The sequence below is a fragment of the Micromonospora gifhornensis genome (assembly GCF_016863515.1).
Lineage (GTDB): Bacteria > Actinomycetota > Actinomycetes > Mycobacteriales > Micromonosporaceae > Micromonospora > Micromonospora gifhornensis.
The window spans coordinates 1-19,475 of record NZ_BOPA01000041.1; the positions used below are offsets into that span (position 1 = coordinate 1).

Annotated in this window: 9 protein-coding genes and 2 pseudogenes; 2 read left to right on the forward strand and 9 right to left on the reverse strand. The window is 72.2% G+C overall.

Going from position 1 to position 19,475, the window contains the following annotated elements; translation table 11 throughout:
- Window positions 1-437 precede the first annotated feature (437 nt).
- Complete coding sequence (locus Vgi01_RS25520) at window positions 438-689, reverse strand: SCO4848 family membrane protein (protein WP_204292763.1); 252 nt, start codon at window positions 687-689, stop codon at window positions 438-440.
- Window positions 690-758: 69 nt separating this feature from the next.
- Here Vgi01_RS25520 and Vgi01_RS25525 point away from each other — a divergent pair, with 69 nt between their 5' ends.
- Entirely contained in the window at window positions 759-1,298 is a 540-nt protein-coding gene (locus Vgi01_RS25525) for a hypothetical protein (protein ID WP_102659044.1), read from the forward strand.
- A 60-nt stretch (window positions 1,299-1,358) separates the two neighbouring features.
- Here Vgi01_RS25525 and Vgi01_RS25530 read toward each other — a convergent pair whose 3' ends face one another.
- The 3 genes from Vgi01_RS25530 to Vgi01_RS31500 are packed head-to-tail and all read right to left on the reverse strand — an operon-like array spanning window position 1,359 to window position 7,195.
- Window positions 1,359-2,117, reverse strand: coding sequence for a DUF6406 domain-containing protein (locus Vgi01_RS25530; RefSeq protein WP_233196893.1), 759 nt, complete (start codon window positions 2,115-2,117; stop codon window positions 1,359-1,361).
- A gap of 45 nt (window positions 2,118-2,162) precedes the next feature.
- Window positions 2,163-3,005 carry a DUF6406 domain-containing protein gene (locus Vgi01_RS25535; RefSeq protein WP_233196894.1) on the reverse strand — a complete coding sequence of 281 codons (843 nt, stop codon included), beginning with the start codon at window positions 3,003-3,005 and terminating at the stop codon, window positions 2,163-2,165.
- Window positions 3,006-3,037: 32 nt separating this feature from the next.
- Window positions 3,038-7,195: a C2 family cysteine protease gene (locus Vgi01_RS31500; RefSeq protein ID WP_373307036.1), complete on the reverse strand. Its 4,158-nt coding sequence runs from the start codon at window positions 7,193-7,195 to the stop codon at window positions 3,038-3,040.
- A 981-nt stretch (window positions 7,196-8,176) separates the two neighbouring features.
- Between Vgi01_RS31500 and Vgi01_RS31505 the strand changes: the two genes are divergently transcribed.
- Window positions 8,177-8,572 (forward strand): leucine-rich repeat domain-containing protein, encoded by a 396-nt coding sequence (locus tag Vgi01_RS31505; RefSeq protein WP_353505523.1) that lies wholly within the window; start codon window positions 8,177-8,179, stop codon window positions 8,570-8,572.
- Window positions 8,573-11,527: 2,955 nt separating this feature from the next.
- Here the strand turns inward: Vgi01_RS31505 and Vgi01_RS31510 are convergent.
- The 5 genes and pseudogenes from Vgi01_RS31510 to Vgi01_RS25550 form a co-directional block, all read right to left on the reverse strand.
- Window positions 11,528-13,207 (reverse strand): annotated as a pseudogene (locus Vgi01_RS31510) (toxin glutamine deamidase domain-containing protein); the annotation flags it as partial.
- A gap of 32 nt (window positions 13,208-13,239) precedes the next feature.
- Window positions 13,240-13,542 carry a hypothetical protein gene (locus tag Vgi01_RS31285; RefSeq protein WP_081476327.1) on the reverse strand — a complete coding sequence of 101 codons (303 nt, stop codon included), beginning with the start codon at window positions 13,540-13,542 and terminating at the stop codon, window positions 13,240-13,242.
- Between the two features lie 1,153 nt (window positions 13,543-14,695).
- Window positions 14,696-18,691: pseudogene (locus tag Vgi01_RS31290) on the reverse strand (YwqJ-related putative deaminase); the annotation flags it as partial.
- Between the two features lie 45 nt (window positions 18,692-18,736).
- Complete coding sequence (locus Vgi01_RS25545; RefSeq protein ID WP_102659045.1) at window positions 18,737-19,081, reverse strand: hypothetical protein; 345 nt, start codon at window positions 19,079-19,081, stop codon at window positions 18,737-18,739.
- Window positions 19,078-19,470 (reverse strand): YbaB/EbfC family nucleoid-associated protein, encoded by a 393-nt coding sequence (locus tag Vgi01_RS25550; RefSeq protein ID WP_204292765.1) that lies wholly within the window; start codon window positions 19,468-19,470, stop codon window positions 19,078-19,080. The genes Vgi01_RS25545 and Vgi01_RS25550 overlap by 4 nt, the downstream gene beginning before the upstream one ends.
- Window positions 19,471-19,475: the final 5 nt, after the last annotated feature.

Here is a 19,475-nt window from a genome sequence, read left to right on the forward strand (position 1 = left end):
TCACCGTCTGGCCCGTGTCAACCGGTGTGTCCCGGTGTGTCACGCTTCATGCGGTTCGGCACCCGCGATCCGGCGCAGCGGAGATCCGCTTCGCCAGTTCATCGGATTTGGCAGGCCGGCCGCTGCGGTCTCCCGCAAGCTCGCCCGGTGCCCTGCCGGTCGTGAACCTTACCCGGTCGGTTTCGCTCCGCCAAATCCGCCTCGCGGCGAACCAGAAGAGCACCACCCGGACCGAGCTCACCGAGGAGATCCTCAGTAGAACCCGGTGCCATCGTCGGAGCGGGGTTACCGGGTCTTTCGTCCCGTTTCGCCCGTTCCGCGCTGGCAGAGAGAAACTTACGCGGCGGGTGGATTGATCGTCAAATCGATCGGGAACGGTCCCCCTCACGGTGTAGAACCCCGCGCGGTTCCCCGTGCCGCCCAGACATCGAACCCGCTCAGGGCGTACGACGGCGTGCTGCTCGCCAGGCGCGGACGCCGAGCAGGCCGACGGCCGTGCCGATGGCCAGCGAGGCGCCGATCAGCAAGGCGTGCACCCAGAAGAAGCCGGTCGCCGGCCAGTCCCCGACCACCCCGCGGCTCCACGACCTGGGGTCGTTCCAGATGGCCAGCGCGAAGCGCGGCCAGATCACCCAGGTCCAGACCCCGACCCCGGTGAGGAAGACCGCCCAGCCTCGCGACAACACCATGGTCGGCGAGTATGCCAGCGGCGCTACCGGGGGCGGTGCAGAAGCTCTTGCATCGGTACGGTTGAGCGTATGAATCCGCCGCTCAGCCGTACCAGCGCGGAGGCGCACCTCTACATGGACCTGCACGCCTGTTCGTGCGGGTCGACCCGCTTCCCCCGGCACAGTGCCGTCGTCGCGTTGGTCGACGGTGACCTGGCCAGCCGTTACACCGGCACCTGCGAAGGCTGCGGCGCGGAACGGGAGTTCGTCTTCCGGCTACCGGCCACACCGGGGAGCACTGGCGGCGGGTTCCGCTACGGCGGCGACGAACCGTCTCAGCTGCTCGACCCCGGCGAGTGGCTCCTGGTCGCCGACGCGTACGCGGGATCGGTGTCGGCGGAATCCGCCGGCGAGGCCGGCCAGCGGGCCCGCGCCGCGCTCACCCGGGCCGTCGCCGCACTGGACGAGGTGGGCAAGTTCGCCTCGGACGGCGGCGACGAGATCCCCGCGAACGCCTTCGCCAGCGACCGGGGCCGGCAGCTGCACCAGCGCGAGCCGGGCCGGTTCCGCCGCGACCGACTCGCTGCGGTCCGCGGCGCCTACGCCGAAATGCTGGCACGGCTCAGCTGAGCGACTCGGCACCGCCGGTCGACTCGGCTGAGCCGGTCGGGGCGTAGGACTTCTGCTCGCCTACACGTGATCGAGCGGAGTCAGCCGGCCGACGAGTTCGGGCATGGACCCGGCCACCGGTCGCAGCTTGCTCGCCCGGTTGACTGAGGCCGGACCGACCATGTCCTGCTCGGGCAGGAAGTAGACCCTGCTGTCCTGCGGCTGCGCGGTCGAGACCAGCAGCAGACCCCCGGACGGCCGCGCAATGACCAGCCAGTCCGGCGACAACCACGGATCACGGTGTACGCGCTGCGCCGCCACCAGGTCGGTGGGCGGGTGCTGCGGGTGCACCCCGAACAGCGGACGCTCCGGCATGAGGGTGAACGTAACGCCCGGAACATGGTGGTCCACCTCGGGCTGCGCCCCGTTGTTCCGGCGCAGCCAGTCGCGGTAGTCGGGCGGAAGCGGCTGCCCGAGGGCCGCCTCGACAGCCTGGAGTTGCGCCTCGTCGAGTTGGCCGTACGGGCTGAGTCGGGCCCGTTCCCACGGCCTGCCGGTGGGTGGTTCCGGCACCTCGCCGTGGTCCACCCGGCGGACGGTGACCTCCCACTCGTCCAGGCTGGGCATGACGAGGTCGGCGAAGCGCCAGGTCTCCTCCCCGACGGGAAACGTCCCGCCGAGCGTGACGTCGTGCGAGGAGTCCTCGCCGGAGGAGGGCATGACGATGATCTCGGCGCGTACGGGTGGCCCGATGTCGACCCAGCGAACTCCGAGCCGAGCCGGTCCCAGGATCGCCGTGGCGTTGTTCGCGATGGCGGCGACATCAGTGAACGAGCGCAACGCTTGTCTCCCGGTTCTCCCGGCTGGGCGCGACGGCGGACCTGGTCAGAACGGCCCGTCCTGGTAGTTGCGGGGGTCGGTGAAGGTGCCGGGCGGCAACATCTGGACCGGCGGCTGGTCGTCCAGTTCCTTCGGGGTCAACCGTCCGAGGAACTCGCCCATCGACCAGGCCACCGCGCGCAGCTTCTGCTCCCGTAGGGCTGAGCCGGCCGGGCCGGGCGGACCCAGCAGATCCATTTCATGTACGAAATAGACCCTTGGGATGTCCGTCAGTGCGGGGACCACCAGCAGCCCACCGAACGGATTCGCGATCACCAACCAGTCGCGCGACAACCACGGATCCCGATGTACGCGTTGCGCGTGCACCAGGTCGAAGGGCGGGTACTGGGGGTGCACCCCGAACAGCGGACGCTCGGGCAGCAGCGAGAACGGTTTACCGGGAATGTGGTGCTCGACCTCGGGTTGCGCGCCATTGTTCTGGCGTAGCCAGTTGCCGTAGTCCGCCGGGAGCGGGTGCCCCAGAGCCGCCTCCACCGACTGGACCTGTGCCTCGTCGAGCTCTCCGTACGGGCGCAACCGTGCCGGCTTCCAGAGGTGACCGGTGGGCGGCTCCATCACCTCGTCCTCGTCGACCCGACGGATCGTGATCTGCCACGCGTCTTCGCTGGTCATGTCGAGATCCGCGAAGCGCCAGGTCTCCTCGCCCACCGGGAAGGTCTCGCCGAGTGTCACCTCGTACCGTGAGACGTCTCCGTCCCACTCCGGCATGACCACGATCTCGGCACGCACTGGTGGCCCGACGTCCACCCAGCGCGCCCCGAGGCGAGCCGGGCCGATGTCGGTGGGAATGTTGTTACGGATGGCGGTCTTCGCGGTGAAGGATCGCAACGGCTGTCCCCCTGTCCCTGCGGCCGGCATCTTCAGCCGTCGATCATCTCGTACAACGCGGACTCCTCCGGCAGCCTAAACCCGAGCACCTCACGGGCGATCCGCTCGGCCTCTGCCCGACCGACGGGCACCGACCCGCCGATGCCCGACTCTCCGCTTGTCGTCCAGCGAGCCTCCCGCTGGCCGCTTCCGGATGACAGCAGGACGCTCAAGCCGATCACGGTACCGCTGCCGTCGAGCAGCGCGAGGTAGCTGATGTCGGCCCGCTCGTCTTCCAGGTCGGTACGGCCGAGGGTGTGCCGGCGCGGCCTGTCGCTCGCGGCCCTGGCCGCGGGCTCCGCCGACCGGGGTACCGGGACCGACGGCGTCAGCGGCACCGTCGGCGGGGTCGGCGGGGTCGGCGGGGTCGGCGGGACATCCTGGCTCGTCACCGAGACGGTCTGCGAGGCGCTGCTCGTGCCACCCATGTCCAGGTGGGCGTGGTGCGGCGACATCAGGTTCAGGAAGTCCCGCACCGGCATTGGCGCGGGATGCTCACTCCCCCACGGGTTGCGCAGTTGCACCAGGCCGTTGGTCACGGACACCACCTCGTAGGCGTGCTCGGCGTAGAGCCCGAACGGCAGGTTGGTGAGTCCCGGTGGGTAGCTCTTCTGAGGCAAGCTGCCGACGATCACCGGGCTTCCAGCGGCCAGGAGGGCGGCAAGTCGAGCAGCGACGGCGGCTTCCTGCCCTGGCCTGATGTCGAAGCGCGACGTCCGGCTCGGTGCACCCGTCAGCTGTGTCATCAGCTCGGCTTGGAAATCACTCGTGCTGCCGACATGCAGCCGGGCATAGCCGAGCGGAGCCGCCCGATGCGGGTCGTCCTTGGAGTGCCAGGAAGTCCAGTCCTGCTGCCAGGCGACACGACGCTGCATGCTCCACGTCCGGTCGACCGCCGCCAGCGCCTTCTCCAGCACCGACGCCCATCCCGAGCCGTTCCGCGACTGGTCCGCGTAGGCGGACTTGCCGGGAGGGTCGGTCCGCAGCGGCACGTCCGGCCGTACGGTGATCCGGAGGCGCCGTCCGGTGGGAGTGGACGTACCGCCGTGCAGCACGCTCTCGTGCAGCAGCACGTCGACGGTGCCGTCCGGGTTCGGCTGGAAGAGCTGGGCCAGCGCATCCGGGCGGTGACCGGCGACAGCGGCCATGGTGGCGAGCATTCCGCAGTCGCCGAGCGCGCCCTGGCGCACCTGCTCCCGCTGCGGCGGGCCGTCGAAGAGTGGTGCCGGTTGCCCGGTCCGCAGATCCAGTGCCTGGCCGTATCCGACCGGGGAGTTCGGGTCGGGGTCGGGCAGGGTGACCCGGTCGGCGACCACGGCCACCTCGGTGCCGCTGACCGTCGGTTCGACTTCGATCTCGACATCGACGATGGTGCTGGGATCGGGGGGCAGCATCGCCCGCAGCGCGTCGGTAAGCGCGTTCGGGACCAGTGCCATCAGCCGCGCGTCGGTCACGTAGTGGAAGCCATGGGTGCTGAGCACCGCCGTCGCTGCGGGGTTGGACCCGTACGCGGCACGGAAGGCGGCGGCGACCCGACTGCGGTCCTCGGCCAGCAGTGACCTGCGACCGCTCTCGGTGGTCAGGTCGAACGCGGGCGCCGACACGTCGAGTGGGAACTCCGGGGCACCGTCGAGGGTGTAGGGGCGCAGGTCGAAGCGGCCGGTCAGGTCGACGTAGACGCCTTCGGCGGCGAGCCGGTCGGCCAGCTGCGGATCGGTCTGCCGGATCGCGTCCAGCGCTGCCGGTGGCAGCGCGACGACCTGCCCGGCCAAAGCCGGCATCCGGGGCAGCGAGGACTGGCTCTGCTCCCCGTGCACGGCCAGCTCGCGCAGCTTGTTGGTGATCTCGGCGGCCGAGGGCGGCTGGAGGTCGGGTGCCAGCCGGGCGCGGTAGTCGATCGCCCGGAACCGCTCGACCCGGTTCGGGTCCGGGTTGGCGGCGAGCGCTCCGGCCACCGCCTCCGGCGTGATCGTCGGCACGCTCAGCCGGATGACGTGGTGCCACGCGTCGGCGGGGAGCAGTGCCAGGCGGGCTGAGGCTTCCGGCGTACCCCAGTGCAGGCCGAGTTGGTCGACAAGCGCGTCGATCTCGCGGCGCAGGACCAGACGGGTGCTCGGGTCGGTCTTCGGGTACCCGGCTGCCAGCACGCGCAGCTCGGCCAGCCGGCCACGGTCGCGGGCGGTGAGGCCGGCCGGGTCGATGGGCGTTTCCGGGGTGCCCTGGTCGAAGAGCCCGACCTGGGCCTGGCCGCTCTCGTGTCGGGCCAGCAACTCGGCGAACTCGTGGGCCACCGCGCGATCCACCACGGCGTCGACGGCCCGGTCGGAGACGGTGAGGGTGAAGGTGCCGTCGAGGTTGCGGGTCGTCTGCGCCACCGTCGTGCCGGTGAGCGCGCCGGTGGTGACCTGGATCCGCAGCGGTGCCAGGCCACCCGCCCGGATTTCGAAGACGTTCGGGTCGACGGCGGCGATCTGGTCCGCGCCGATCGTGTCGGCCAGGGTGGGCAGCACCAGTCGCGCCCGGTCGAGCACCGCCGTCGGATCGCCGGCCGGTCGGCCCTGCCCGTGGAAGTCGGAATCCGGCAGCGCCGCCACGCTGCTCTGCGCCACCTCGACGTGCCCGTACCAGGGGCTCATCAGGTCCAGGAAGGCGCGTACCGGCATCGGGGTGGGGTGGCTGGCGTTCCACGGGTTACGCAGCTGCACCTCACCGTTCGTCACCGACACGACCTCGTACGCGTGGCCAGGGATGAGTCCGTACGGCGGTTTGCCGGGGTACTGGGCGGCCGGCAGGGTTCCGGTGATCACCGGGCTGTCCGCGGAGAGCAGGGTGGCCAACCGGGCTTCCGCCTCGGCCTCCCGGCCGGGCGTCGGATCGAGTCGACTGACGCTGCTGGGCAGGCCGGTGAGTTGGGTGAGCAGTTCCGCCTGCACCAGCCGACTGCTGCCGTTGCCGAGTCGGGCGTAGCCCAGCGGTGCGGCCTGGTGCGGGTCGGCGCCGGGCCGGGCGCTCCACTGCTGCTGCCACTGGTCGTGGCGCTGCTGGGTCCAGGTGCGGTCGACCGCCGCGATCGCCTTCTCCAGCAGCGACGCCCAGGAACTGCCGACCGTCGACTGGTCGGCGTAGGCGCTGCGACCGTTCGAGTTGGCGTGCAACGGCACGTCCGGCCAGACCGTGACCCGCAGTTGGCGTCCGGTCGGGGTGACCGACTGCCCCGGACCGCTCGCCTCGTGCAGCAGCACGTCGACCGAGCCGTCCGGGTTGGGGTGGAACATCTGCGTGATGGTGTCCGGCAGGTGCCCGGCGACCGCCCCGATCACGGCGATCATGCCGCAGTCACCGAGCGCGCCCTGCTGCACGTCCTCGCGCCGGGGCGGACCGTCGAACAGCGGTGCCGACTGCCCGGTCCGGGCGTCCAGCGCCGGCCCGTACGCCGGGCCGGGTGTGGTCGGTGAATCCGGTGGCAGGCTCACCCGGTCGGCCACGACCTGGGTGTCGCCGGACGGCCCGTTTGTCGACGCGCTCTCCGCCGGGGTGGCCGGGGTCGGCGGTACGGGGGTGATGCCGCGCAGCACGTCGGTCAGGACATCCGGCACCAGCCCCATCCAGCGGGCGGTGCCCTGGTAGTGGAAGTCGTGGTCGGCGAGCAGGGTCGCGGCCTGACCGCCGCGCAGGGCACGCAGTGCCGCCCGGGACCGCTGCCGGTCCTCGTGCAGTTGGGCCTGCCGACCGGCTTCGGTGCTCAGGTCGTACGCCGGCCGCGCCGCACCGAGGTCGATCGCCGGCACGTCCGCCATGTACGGGCGCAGGTCGTAGCGGCCGGTCAGGTCGACGTAGACGCCTTCGCGGGCGAGCCGGTCGGCGAGCTGCGGGTCCACCGCGCGGACGCGGTCGAGCTGTGCCGGCGGGATGCCGATGATCTGCCCTGCGAAGGCGGGCATCCGCGGCATGCCGGACTGGGTGTGTTCCGCCTCGGCGGCCAGTTCCCGCAGCCGGGCGGTCAGTTCCGTCGACTGCGGCACCTGGAAGTCGGGGGCCAGCCGGGACCGGTAGTCGATCAGCCGGACCCGCTCTACCTCGGTGAGGGTGGGGGCACCGGCGAGCACCGCCGACACCGCTTCCGGGTTGAGGGCGGGAACGCTGAGCTGCATCAGGTGGGCCAGCACGTCGCGCGGGAGCAGCGCCCACCGGGCCCGGACTCCCTGGTCGCCCACGCGGAGGCCGAGGTGGTCGGCGAGGGCGTCGATCTCGGCGCGTACGGCCAGCCGGCCCGGGGCGTCGGTGGTGGCGTACCCGGCGGCGAGCAGCCGGATCTCGGCGAGCCGGCCCTGATCGTGGGCGGTGAGCCCGGACGCGTCGATCGGGCCGCGTACGTTGCCCGGGTCCAGCGGGCCGACAAGCGCCCGGCCGGACTCGTTAAGTGCCACCAACTCGGCGACCTCATGCGCCAGCGCCCGCACGACCGCCTGGTCCCCGGCCCGCTCCGACACGGTGACCGTGAAGGTCCCGTCGGGGTTGCGGACCGACTGGGCCACCACACCGTCGGCCAACGGCCCCGCGGTGAGCCGCACGGTCAGCGGGTGCTGCCCGGCCGGACGGATCTCGAACCGGTCCGGGCCGACCGGCACCACGGCGTCGACCTGCGCGTACGGTGCGACCTGCGGCAGTGCGACCCGCGCGGCGTCCAGGACCGCGTCGGCGTCGGCGTCCGGTCGACCCAGGCCGTGGAAGGTCGAGCCGGGCACGGCACTGGCGGTGAGCGAGCCGGCCGTCGATACGCTGCCGTCATGGCCACGCCCGCCGAGCTGTACGCCGCCATCCTGGCCGACCCCGACGACCTCGACCTGCGCCGGCGCTACGCCGACGCCATCGAGGCCACCGACCCCGACCACGCCGAGGTGATCCGCATCGACCTGGCGGGCACCCGGCCCGACCGGGCCGCCGCCCTGCGGTACCGACGAGTCGTCCCGCGGCTCGCCGCGCCGGTCGCCGACCTGCTCGTCGACTGGAAGGTCCGCAACGGACTCGTCGAGCTGGTCACGATGACCGCCCGCACCTTCGTCGACCGCGGTGCCGAGGTCTTCGCCCACCTGCCCGTCCGCCACCTGACCCTTGTCGACGCGGCCGGGCTGATGCCGGACGTCGCCGGTGTCGCCGGCCTGGGGCGTCTGGTCGCCCTCGACCTGAGTGACAACCCGATCGGTGACGACGGCGTCGCCGCGCTGGCCGGCTCCCCGCACCTGGGTCGGTTGCGGTGGCTGGGCCTGGCCAACTGTGGCGTCGGGCCCGCCGGTGCCGAGGCCCTCGCCGCCAGCCGGAAGCTGCCCGCCCTGCGTTACGTCGAGCTGTGGGGCAACCCCGTCGAGGTCGTCGCCAAGGGCGTCGGGCAGGACATCGACGGCAGGCCCGTCGCTGTCGAGATGCCGCCGCTCGGCCGGGAACTCGACGAGCGGTACGGTCCCCTGCCCTGGCTCGACATCCAGTGGGGTTGGCGACTGCTCGGTGTCGCCCGCTGGGACGAGGTCTGACGGCACACCTGAGGTGTCCGGGCCCGTGCCGTCGGCTGGCTGTGCGCCGGGTGGCACGGGTGGTGCGCCGAGGTTCGCTTCGGCGATCCGCTGGGCGTGGAACCGGATGCTGGGCGGGATGCCCCGCGAATCGTCCGGCAACGCGGCGGCCTGGTCCACGATCGTCTGCCGTAGCGCCGGGCCGACCCTGGCCAGCAGCGGACCGGCCACGCTGGCCCCACCGAGGACCCGCAGCTGGCCGCTGGTGTCCCGTAGACCCAACACGTCGGCTGGGCCGTCGTGTGCGGTGGCCGGACCGTGCAGCGGCGACAGATCCACCTCGGACAGCAGGTCGGCGACGCCCCCCGGATATTCGGGTGCCTGCCCGATCGAGAAGACCACCCGGTCGTACGCCTGCCGGCTGCCGTCGGTGAACTCCACAAGGAACTCGCCGTCGACCGTGTGCCGCAGGCTGACGATCTCCCGCAGCGACTGCTCCACCTGGCCGTGTACGGATTCAGCGTAGGCACCGACCTCCGGCAGGGTGTTGCGCCGGTTGTAGCCACCACCGAAGCTGAACCGCAGCCGCGCCTCGGCGTCGTGGCCGGGGTCGCCGGTCAGCTGGTCGGGCGGCGGCGGCATGGCCCGGGCCGACCAGTCGACGTTGCCGGCTTGGGAGGCCACCGCCTGCTCGATGTCCCACGCGCCGGAGGCACCCGCGCCGAAGACGAGCACCCGGTCACCGGGGCGGTACGCGTCGGCCAGGTTCTGCCCGCCGAAGTCGACGGCGGGCGCGGCCGGGCGGGGATCAGCGAACGAGCCGTCCGACGCGTAACCGAGCCGGGCGCGTACCTCGTCGGAGAGGGTGTCGGGGTCGACCGACGCGCCGTCGGGGTCGAAGACCTGCCCGGTCGTGGGGTCCACGGCGTAGCCGGAGGTCGGATCGACCACCAGGGGATCCGTCGGCCGTCCGTCGAAGTCGGCCAGCAGCGGTGCGTTGGAGACGCCGGCACCGAGGACGGTTCGTACCGTCGCCGGGAGGGTGTCCGGGTCCACCACGGTGCCGTCGGGGGCGCGGAACACCAGGGTCGGTCCGGACCGGTCGACCCGGTAGCCGGTCGTCGGGTCGACGTACTGGCCGCCTGCGGTGGCCGGCGCGTTCGGCACCCGAGAAGGTCCGGGCCCGGACGCGACATCGACGGAGGCGGTGAAGAACTGTCGCCCACCCACGGTCACCCGGAAGTTCGCGCCGTCCGGCCAGCCCACGGCGTCGGCCGGGCGGGGTGTGATCGCGGTCGCCGTGCCCTGGTAGGTCGGCATTCCGCTGAGCGCCCGCGCCGCGCCCACCGCGTCGGCGAAGACGTCGGACGGCGTGAACTGGGTTCCCGCCTCGGCCAGGTCGGCCGGCTGGAACGGCATCCCCGGAAGCTCCAGCTCCGACGGGATCTGGCCCATCAGCAGGGCCTGTCGCTCCGCCCAGGGGTCGTGGCCCTGCGACACGCAGAGCACCGGCGGCAGGCCGATGCCGGTGTCGGCAGCGCCGCCCATGGTGACGAAGTCGGCGGTGGCGGCCCAACCGCCACCGATCACCAGCCGGCCGAAGACGTGCTCGGGCGCGATGTCCAGGGTGGCGTCGACCCTGGTGGTCAGGGCGAGGTCGGCGGCGTTGCGCGACGCGGTGGCCTGCTGCGCCCAGGTACGGGCCTCGGCGCGGATCGCCGACTGCGCGGCCCGCAGGTCCGCGACGAGTTGCTGCCCGGTCGCCTGGCCGATCAGGTTCTCGATCGCCGGGGCGGCCGGACCCAGGTGGCTGCGGATCAGGTCGAGTCGGGCCTGCGCCGCCTCCGCTCCGACCACCGGGACGTTGGCACCGAGCCCGTGCACGGCATGCGACGGGTCCTGTTCCAGCAGGCCGGAGGCGACGAGCAGGCTCAACGCCTCGGCCTGCAGCTGGCCGGCGCGGGCCGGGTCGGTGGTCGCGGTGCTGTCGGCGAGGACGACCCGCAGTTCGGCGAGGCGGCCGATGTCCCGCGCGGTGAGGACGCGGGTGCCGTCGTACTCGGGTCGGGCACCCTCGGCGAGCGCGGTGGTGGCGTCGGTACGCAGGTCGACGGCGCGTTCCTGGGCGACCGTGTCCACCTCGGCGAGCATCGCGGAGACGGCCCGCCGGACGTGGTCCGGATGCGCGCCGGTGGACACCTGCACCACGGCACCGTCGGCGGTGTACCCGACGGTGGCGACCGGCACGGCCGGTACGCCCGCCGGAGGGTCGGCCAGCACGATCCGTACCTGGTAGGGGCCGTCGGCCGTGTCCAGGGTGACGGTGGCGGCGGCCGGGTCCACGCTCGCCTGCTCGGGCAGCGGGCCGGCGGTCAGCGCTTCCTGCACGGCCTGCGCGGTCCGGGCCGCATCGGCGTCGAGCAGCGCACCGCCGAAGGTCGTACCGGCGGCGGCCTGCCGCAGGTCGGGCCCGTCGGCAGGGGTCGGTTCGGAGTCGGGCCCCGGCGGCGCGGGCGGCCCGTCGGGGTCGGCGGCGTCGGTCCGGCCGTCCGCGGCTGTGGAGCCGGCGTCGGTCCGGCCGTCCGGGTCGGTCAGGCCGTCGGTTCCGGTTGGGGCCAGACCTGCCGACCCTTGATCCGGCCCTCGCGTCGCGCCTGGGTGTACTCCTCCATGATCCGCCTCGGGGGCAGGCTGGAGTGAGCCGTGATCACTCCCGTCCGGTCGATGATGTAGCTGCCCTGCCCCACTGCCATCCCCGCGGACCGTTCCTGTTCCGAGAGCCTCTCCCGGGCCAGCCAGCCGAACTCGAACTCCCGAAGCACTATCGGATTCCCGGTCCCCAGCAGCTGGCTGATCAGCGTCAACGCCTCGTCCTCGGTCAACTCGCCCCTCTCCGTCAGGCACCATCATCGTCCAGAGGGCATGGGTGTCCCGCACCTCGCCGGCCGGCATGTCCACCGACGCCGTGCCCGTCTGGGGATCCCACCACACTGGCGCATCGGCGTCGGCCGGGAAGACGATCACGAAGGCGTGCGAGCCGTCGACCTCCGGTTGGCCGTTGTCGTCGAGGACGACGTTGCCGGCGTCGTCGAGAAGCAGCCAGTCGGCGACCACGAGCGCCGACGCCCCCGGCCCGGCGTCGGCCACCTGCTGGTAGAGGTCGGCGTACTGGGCGGCCACCGCCTCGGTACGGGCCGACAGGTCGGTGGGCAGACCGTCCGGGCCGCCGATCCACTGCCCACCGATCCACGCCTCGGCCCGCTCCAGGCCGCCCCGCTCACCGGAAAGCCTGTCGATCGAGCCGTCGGGAAGGCGATCCGGCCACCGTGGGCGCGACACCTGCGGGTCACCGTGGAAGCTGGCAAGCGCCGACAGCGAACTGTCCAGGCAGTTGTTGCCCCGGCCCGGCTGATCCGGCCCACCGTCGTTGACCAGCCCTCCGTACGGGTGGGTGGACGGGTCGGCGAAGACGGCGTACCCGTGCGGGGTGGCCAGGCTGGCGGCCAGGTCGTCGTGGAAGCGGGGGTCCTCCAGCGGCGCCAGTTCGCCCGGCCCGAACCGTCGACCCTCGTCGAGCGACGGCGCGGTCGCGGTCAGTCGGTCGGTGTCACCGTCGGCCAGACCTGACGACCCGTCATCCGGCCCGCCCGGCGCGCCTGGGTGTACTCCATGATCAGCAGCGGCACCGGCAGACTCATCTGCGCTGTGATCACCCCGCTCCGGTCGATGATGTAGCTCCCGTGGCCCAGTTGCCGACCCTCCGCCCGTTCCTGCGGAGACAGCTGTTCCTTCGCCAGCCAACCGAACTCGAACGGATGCAGCTCGATCTCGTTCGGCGTACCCAGTAGGCGCTTGATCAGCGTCAGCGCCTCTTCCTCCGTCATCGGGAATCCCTTCCACCGCGGGCGTCATCGACCACAGCGCGTACGTCTGCGCCACGTACGCGGTCGGGGGCTGTGGCCAGGTCATCCCCCGCTGTGGATCCCACCAGACCGGCCCCTCGGCACCCTGCGGATATACCAGAACCAGGGCGTGTGAATCCTCGACCTGAACGTTGCCGTTGTCGAGGAGGAGGTCTCCGGTGCGGCGATCCCGCTTGACCCATTCGGCCACGACCAAGGCCGCTGAGCCGGGGCCGGCCTCGGCGATGTGCTGATGCAGTCGGACGTACTGTGCGCTGACCGCCGCAGCGCGCTCAGCGGGCGTGGTGGGAAGTCCGGCCGGGCCGCCGGCCCAGGTGCCGCCGAGCCAGGACTCTGCCCGGTCGAGACCACTCGCCTCACCCGTGACGGTGTCGATCGAGCCGTCCGGTCGCACGTCCGACCAGCGGGGGAAGGACACCTGCGGGTCGCCGTAGAAGCTGGACAACGCCGAGAGTGAGCAGTCCAGACAGTTGTTGCCGCGGCCGGGCCGACCCGGTCCGCCATCGTTGATCAGTCCACCGTACGGGTTGGTGGACGGGTCGGCGAAGAGAGCGTGGCCTTGCGGCGTTCGCAGGGCCTGCTCGACGTCCCAGTGGAAGCTCGGATCCTCCAGCGGCGCGAGCTCACCCGGCCCGATCCGTCTCGTCTGTGACAACCCGCGATCGGTACCGAGCGGCACCGCATGCCGACCTGCGTCGGTGGCGCCGGCGGTCGTGTCGCTCCCCGGAGGCACCGGCGGGGTCTCGGACGCGACAGGGGTGGTGCTCAGGTCGCCTGGCGGCAGATCTCCGTCAACTCGGTCTCCGTCGGCAGCGGCACCGTCGTGAAGTGCGCCGTCTGGCGTTCCGCCGTCGCCCGGTCGACCCGTTCGATCTCGTGACGCTCCGGATTCGCCCACAGGATCGCCGCCGCCACGTCCGGGCGGAACGTCCACGCGCCCGTCGGACGGTCCCAGATCACCGCCTGGGTCGGCCCCGAACTCTCCGCCTCCGCGATCAGGTTGACCGGCGGGCCCGTCGGGTCGTCCGGTCTCCGCAGGAGGAAGTAGCCGAACGTCAGCGCCGTCATGCGGGCCCCCCATCAGGTCAGGATCCAGACCGGGCAGGTCGGACGCCGTCAATCCTCGCGCGGCGAGCACGTCGGCGAACGTCTGGCCCTGCTGCCCGAGCCAGTCGAGGTACGACTGACGGATACTCTCCTGCCGGGCCGAGGACATCCACTTCGCGAAGCTCGTGTTCTTCGGGGTGTCGAACCGCCCGGAGTCCATCCCGCCCGGCATGTGTGCCGCGATGCCGTTCGCCTTGTTGATCGTGAGGATGTCGAGGAAGGCGTGCACCCGGGCGCTGGGTGTCTGCGCCGGGTCACGCATCACCTCGTACGGCACATGGGTCTGCTTGCCGATCGCGTAGCTTGTCGCGGTCGGGAACTGCAACTCGAAGGTGCGCCCGGTCGGCGAGGTCAGCGTGCAGTTCAACCCGAAGAACCGGTTACCCGGGTGCCAGAAGTTCTTCAGGTCGGTGACCTGGTAGCCCTGTGCCTCCAACGACGACAGGACCGCGTCCACCGCCGGCCCGTACGCCTCGGTCTCCGGCCCCTGCACCGAGAACCGCACCACGTCGTTGACGGTGTCCAGCGCGGAACCGAGGTCGTAGCCGAGCGGCTCCAGCTCGGTGCGGAACTTGCGGGCCAGCGACTCGGCGCCCTTGACGCGATGCTGCTCGCCGAGCGTGCTCAGCGCGTCCGCCCCGGTCAGCCCGAGCCGGGCGTTCACCTCGGCGTTCACGCCGTGCAGGTCGGCCAGGATCTGGTCGGCGTCGCGCTGCGCGTCGGCGAGCGCCTCGTGCAGGGTCGCCTGATCCGGCTCCGCGAGGCCGTCCAGGTAAAGGCTCGCCGCCGGATCGCCCTCGGGCGTCGCGGCGTCGGCGTCGCTCAGCCCGTCGAATCCGGTACCGGCCAGACCTGCCGGGCTTCCTCCCTGCTCATCGACATGGCCGGGCTGCACCTCCATCGGCGAGCCCGGCATGTCGGGCCTACTGGGGTCGGGGGTGGTGGCGGAAGTGTCGTCGGGTGCTGTCGAGTCCGGTGGGGCTGGTGGCCGGATGTCGGTGTCCGTCGCTGCGGGGCGGTGCGGGTCACCCTCGGCGTCGAGGACGATTGACCAGACGTTGCCGGGATCGCCGTGCACCGGGTCGGTGTCGGAGATCAGCTGATTCTGGGCGTCGAGCCAGATGATGGTGCCGTCGTGGTTTACCGCGTTCCAGGTGTGTGCACCGTTGCCGTCCGGACGGGTGGTGATGATCAGGGCCGCCGAGCCGGGGCCGGCCGCACGCAGCGCGTCGGCGACGGCGTCCAGGCCGGCGGTGCCGGTGCCCTGGTGGGCGAATTCCGTGCGTAGTGCCTGCTCCTGCCGCGCCGTGCTGCCCGCCTCCACCTCGGCCGAGGTGGCGGTCGGGGCGGCCACCTCCGGCCGACCGAACCAGGTGTCCAGGACGGAGAGCCCGACGTCGGCACAGTTGTTGTCGCGTCCGGGGACGGTCGGACCGCCGTCGTTGACCAGGCCCGCCCACGATCCGACACGCGGATCCGGGTGCACAAGCGGTCGACCGGTCGCCGCATCGCGCGGCACGGCCGCGTCGAGCGTCTGCTGGTCGGCCTGCACCGGGGGGACCAGGCCGTTCGGGTCGCCGTACGGTCGGTTGTCGCTCAGCGGAGGGCCGTTGCCCACCACGCCAGGGACCGACGGCTGGTAGGTCCGGGCGTCCCGCTCCGGGTCCACGATCGGCTCGATGCCGAACTGTGGCAGGAAGTGTGCGCACGAGCGGCAGGGCGGCCGGTGGTGCCCCAGCTTGTAGACGGTGTCGTTCTGCTGAGCCGGTTTGACCTGATGAGTCAGGATCTTGGCACCGTTGAAGGCGTCACGTGCGTACTGTTCGAAGGAGCCTGGCTCACCGGCGTCGCGCCACTGCGTTTCGAGCCGGTAGAGCTGATCCGAGACCAGGGCCACCTCGGCACACTTACCGTGCCCGCTGCCGGTTCCGTCCGGCAACGCCGCCTTCGTGCGATCCAGCGCGGCCTGCGCAAGCGGGTGCACGGACGGCTGGGTCGGCGGCTTGGTGCCCTTGTCCGCGGTCATGCTGGTGTGCGTGGTGATGCCACCGTCGGACATCATCAGGGCACCTGACGTGCCGGGCTGCTTGGCCCGGGAGATCGTGCCGTCCTTCACCGCCTGCCGGGTGGCCTCGGCGAGGGTCCGGGACGCCTCGATCAGGGCCTGCTCCGCGTCCGGGCCGGTGGGGTCGCCGTCCACAGCGGTGGGAGACAACTGCCAGCTGTGGGTGCCGTTGCCGGTCGGCCCTTCGGACCGCCGGAGGGTGTCCGGGTTCACCGGACCCCGGCCGGTGTCCGGCGCGGTCGGGCCACCAGGCTGGAGCGTCCCCGTGCTGCCCGGCACCGCGACGACGACCGGCCCGCCGGTGGCCGACTGGTCGGCCTGGTCCGCCCGGCGCGCCGCAGGATCCGTGGCACCGTCCGGGGAGGCGGGCGTGACCGTCGGGTCGGTGGTCGCGGCTGTGGGCGTGACCGTCGGGTCGGTGGTCGCGGTGGTGGTCGCCGAATCGGTGCCTGCCGTCTCGGCCGGCACCGTCGGCCGCACCGCCGGACCGGTGTCGGGCTGGGCCACGGAAACACCGTCGGACTGCGGCGCCGAAGCAGTGTCAGGCGGCGTCACCGAAGCAACGTCGGGCTGCGCCACGGAAGCGGCATCGGGCTGGGTCACCGGGGCGGCGCTGGGTGGCGGGGTCAGCGAGACCGATCCCGCCGAGTTCGGGGCCGTGGTGATGGCCGGTGCCCTCGGGGTCGGCTGCGTACCGGTGTTGCCGGTGGCGGGCGTGGTCGACGTGGGCGAGGTCGACGTTGTGGGGGTGGTCGACGTGCCGGCGGTCGGCGTGCCAGGTGCGGAGGTCGGGGTGGTGGGCGCGGGGGCCGTCGGGGTGGCGGCTGGGGTGGTCGCGGACGGTACGGCGGTGGTCTGCGCCGGGTTCAGCGTGGTGGCGGGAGTGACGTTGCCCGGGGTGGCTCCCGCCACCGGGCTCGCGGGTGGTGCACCCGGCACCACAGCGGGAGCGATCTCCGCGGCCAGGGGATCAACCCCGGAGACGGCCGGGCCACCGGGACCATCGACGCTCGCGCCGACCCCGGAGTCCGGAACCGGACCAACACCGACGGTACGACCGGCACCAGCCGAGGCGTCGACCGGCACAGTTCCGGCATTACCCGCCGACGTGTCGACAGGAGCGGTCTGAACCCGATCGCCGGTGCCGTCGACAGGCGCGCTCTGAGCCCGGTCACCTGTGGTGTCGACAGAATTAGGTGCCTGGTCGCCCGTGGTGTCAGCGGCGGAACTCGGCGCCCGGTCGCCACGGCTGTCGACAGGGGAATTCTGTGCCCGGTCGCCGGTGGTGTCGGTGGCCGTGTCCGGGGCTCCGGCGGCGGCCTGGTCGGTCGGCGGTCCGCTGTCGGCGCGCTCCGCCGGGCCGGCCTGCTCGGTCGAGTCGGAGGTGGCGCGGTCGGCGGGTGTGTCGGCGACCGGTGTCGCGGGGTCGCCCGGGGTGCTGTCCCGGTTGGTGTCTCCGACGGGCTCGGCAGTCGCCGGGGTGCCGTCGGTGGGCACCCGACCGCCGGTGGTGGCCGCGTCGTCGCGTCCAGCCGTGCCGGACTCGTCACCGCGCGACACGACATCTGTGGAGGTCGGGTCGCTGGCAACGCTGGCCAGGTCCACACCCTCGGTCGTGGTGGCGGGGCCACTGGACGAGGTGGCACCGTCGGCCGGCGCGGCGACGACCGGGTCCGCCGACGGCGCGAGGCTGATGGAACCCGCCCCGCTCTGCGGCACGGTGCCGCCGCCGTGCTGACCCGTACCGATGTCGGTGTCGGTGGTGCCGCGGCCGGCAGCGCCGGTGGCACCCCCGTCCGTGCTGGTCGCACCGTTGGCGCCGGTGGCACCCCCGTCGGTGCTGGTCGCACCGTTGGCGCCGGTGGTGCTGCCGAGGTTGCCGAGGTCCACCCCGCCGACGCCGGGGGACGGGTTGAGGCCCGCGCCCAGGCCGGCACCGGGGGTGGTGGTCCCACTCAGCCGGTCGAGACCAAGGTTGGTGACCTTGGCACCCAGGTTTCCGGTGGCACCACCGGCGAGGGTCGCGCCGGTGCGGCCGGCACCACTGGCGAATCCGCCGAGGAAGGCGTCCGCGCCGGGGAGCACGAGCTGCTGGTTGACGCTGGCGTTGGCGAGCACGCTCGCGGCCGGTGAGATGAGCGCGTTCTGGGCACCCGAGGCGATGCTGGTGCCGCCCCAGCGCACCAGCCCGCTGCCCGGGAAGGACAACCGGGACGGGCTGAACGAGACAGGCATCTTGGGCGCCACCCGCCGGCCGGCCCAGTTCATGCCGGAACCGAGCACGGCGCCGTACGCGCCACCCACGCCCGCCGTGAGCGTCCGGTTCCCGTCCCACTGCCGCCGCTCGCCGCTGCGCATCTGGTACGCCTGGGCACCGACGTCGATGATCAGCTCTTCGCCGATCTCCTCCATCAGCTCCAGACCGAGCCGGTTGAGGCCCTGCCGGAAGCCCTGACTGGTGACGATCTGCCCGACCCGACCGCCGGCGGTCCGCAGCGCCGCCTGAAGTCCCGCCCGGGTGAGCAGCTGCCGCCCCATCTGGGCGATGAGCCGCCGGAAGGCGACAGTGACCGCCTGCCGCCCGGCCGCCAGGATGCCCGGGATCGCACCGGCCGAGACACCGCCCAGCCAGGCCATAAGCAACGCGACGAAGACCGCGATGACGGTGATGATGACGGCGATCAGCACCGTCAGTTTGGCGTACTCGATCTCCAGGGCCGCCTGGTCGCAGCCGGACGCGTACGCGGCGGCGATCTCCTGGATCAGTGGCAGGCCGGTGTTCGGGTCGACGCCGACCTGGTTCCACAGCGCACCGAACGCCTCGCCGGCCCCGCCACCCCAGCTCTGCAGGATCTTCATGACCGCCGGGTCGGCCTCGGTAAGCACCTCACCGACCAGGTCGGCCAGGGACTGCCAGGCATCGGCCAGCTCGCGCATCCGGTCCTCGTCGCCGCTGGGCCACGCCTCACCGGCGCTGACCCAGCAGATAGCATCCCAGACCCAGCCGTACTCGCCCAGCGAGTGCTTGGGATTGGGTACCGCCACCGGCGCGCGCCCCTCTATCCGATCTCGACCGTCGCCTACCGGCGGTTACTTACCTTCGCCCCCGAACAGCGTCTTGACCATGTCGTCGACGTCGACGGTGCCCTCCACGGCGCCCTTCACCGTCGGGCCCATCTGCTCGACCACGGGCACGACACCGGCGGCCAGGTCGAGCACCTTCTGCGCCGGCTGCTCACCGCCGAGGTAGTCCTTGTTGAACGCCTGACCCGGCTCGTCGTCGCCCCAGGGGCAGGGGCGAGCACCGTTGAGCGTGTTGATCGTGCCGGCCAGGCCCCGCCAGCGGGCGGCCAGCCGGGCACCGGCGGCGCTGAGGGTGCTGGCCCCTTCCAGGGCGGCATCCGGCTTGACGAACGTTTCACGGAGCTCGGTCATCGCTTGTCCTCCCCGGGCAGGTCACTGTCCAGCTGACGGAAGATGCCGTCGAGGTCGTGGTCGATGTAGGCCTGGAACTGGCTGTCCGGCACGTACGGCCGCAAGAGCTGCTCGACGGCGGCCATCGCTTTCGCGGTGGCGCGGTGGATGGTCTCGGTGACCGTGGCGGACAGTTCCTTGGAGTTCGGTCGGCGGTAGATGCGCGGATCGAACTCGACCTTCGTCACCTGACCACGCGGCCCGACGGTGACCGTGACCAGACCGTCCTCGGAGGTGACCGTCGCCTGCACGGCCTTGAGCTGCTGCTGGAGGTCTCCGACCCCGGAACGCATCCGCTCGAACTGAGCCATCAGTTCGTCGGCGCGGGCACGCAGCGCCTGCACGTCCATGGCGG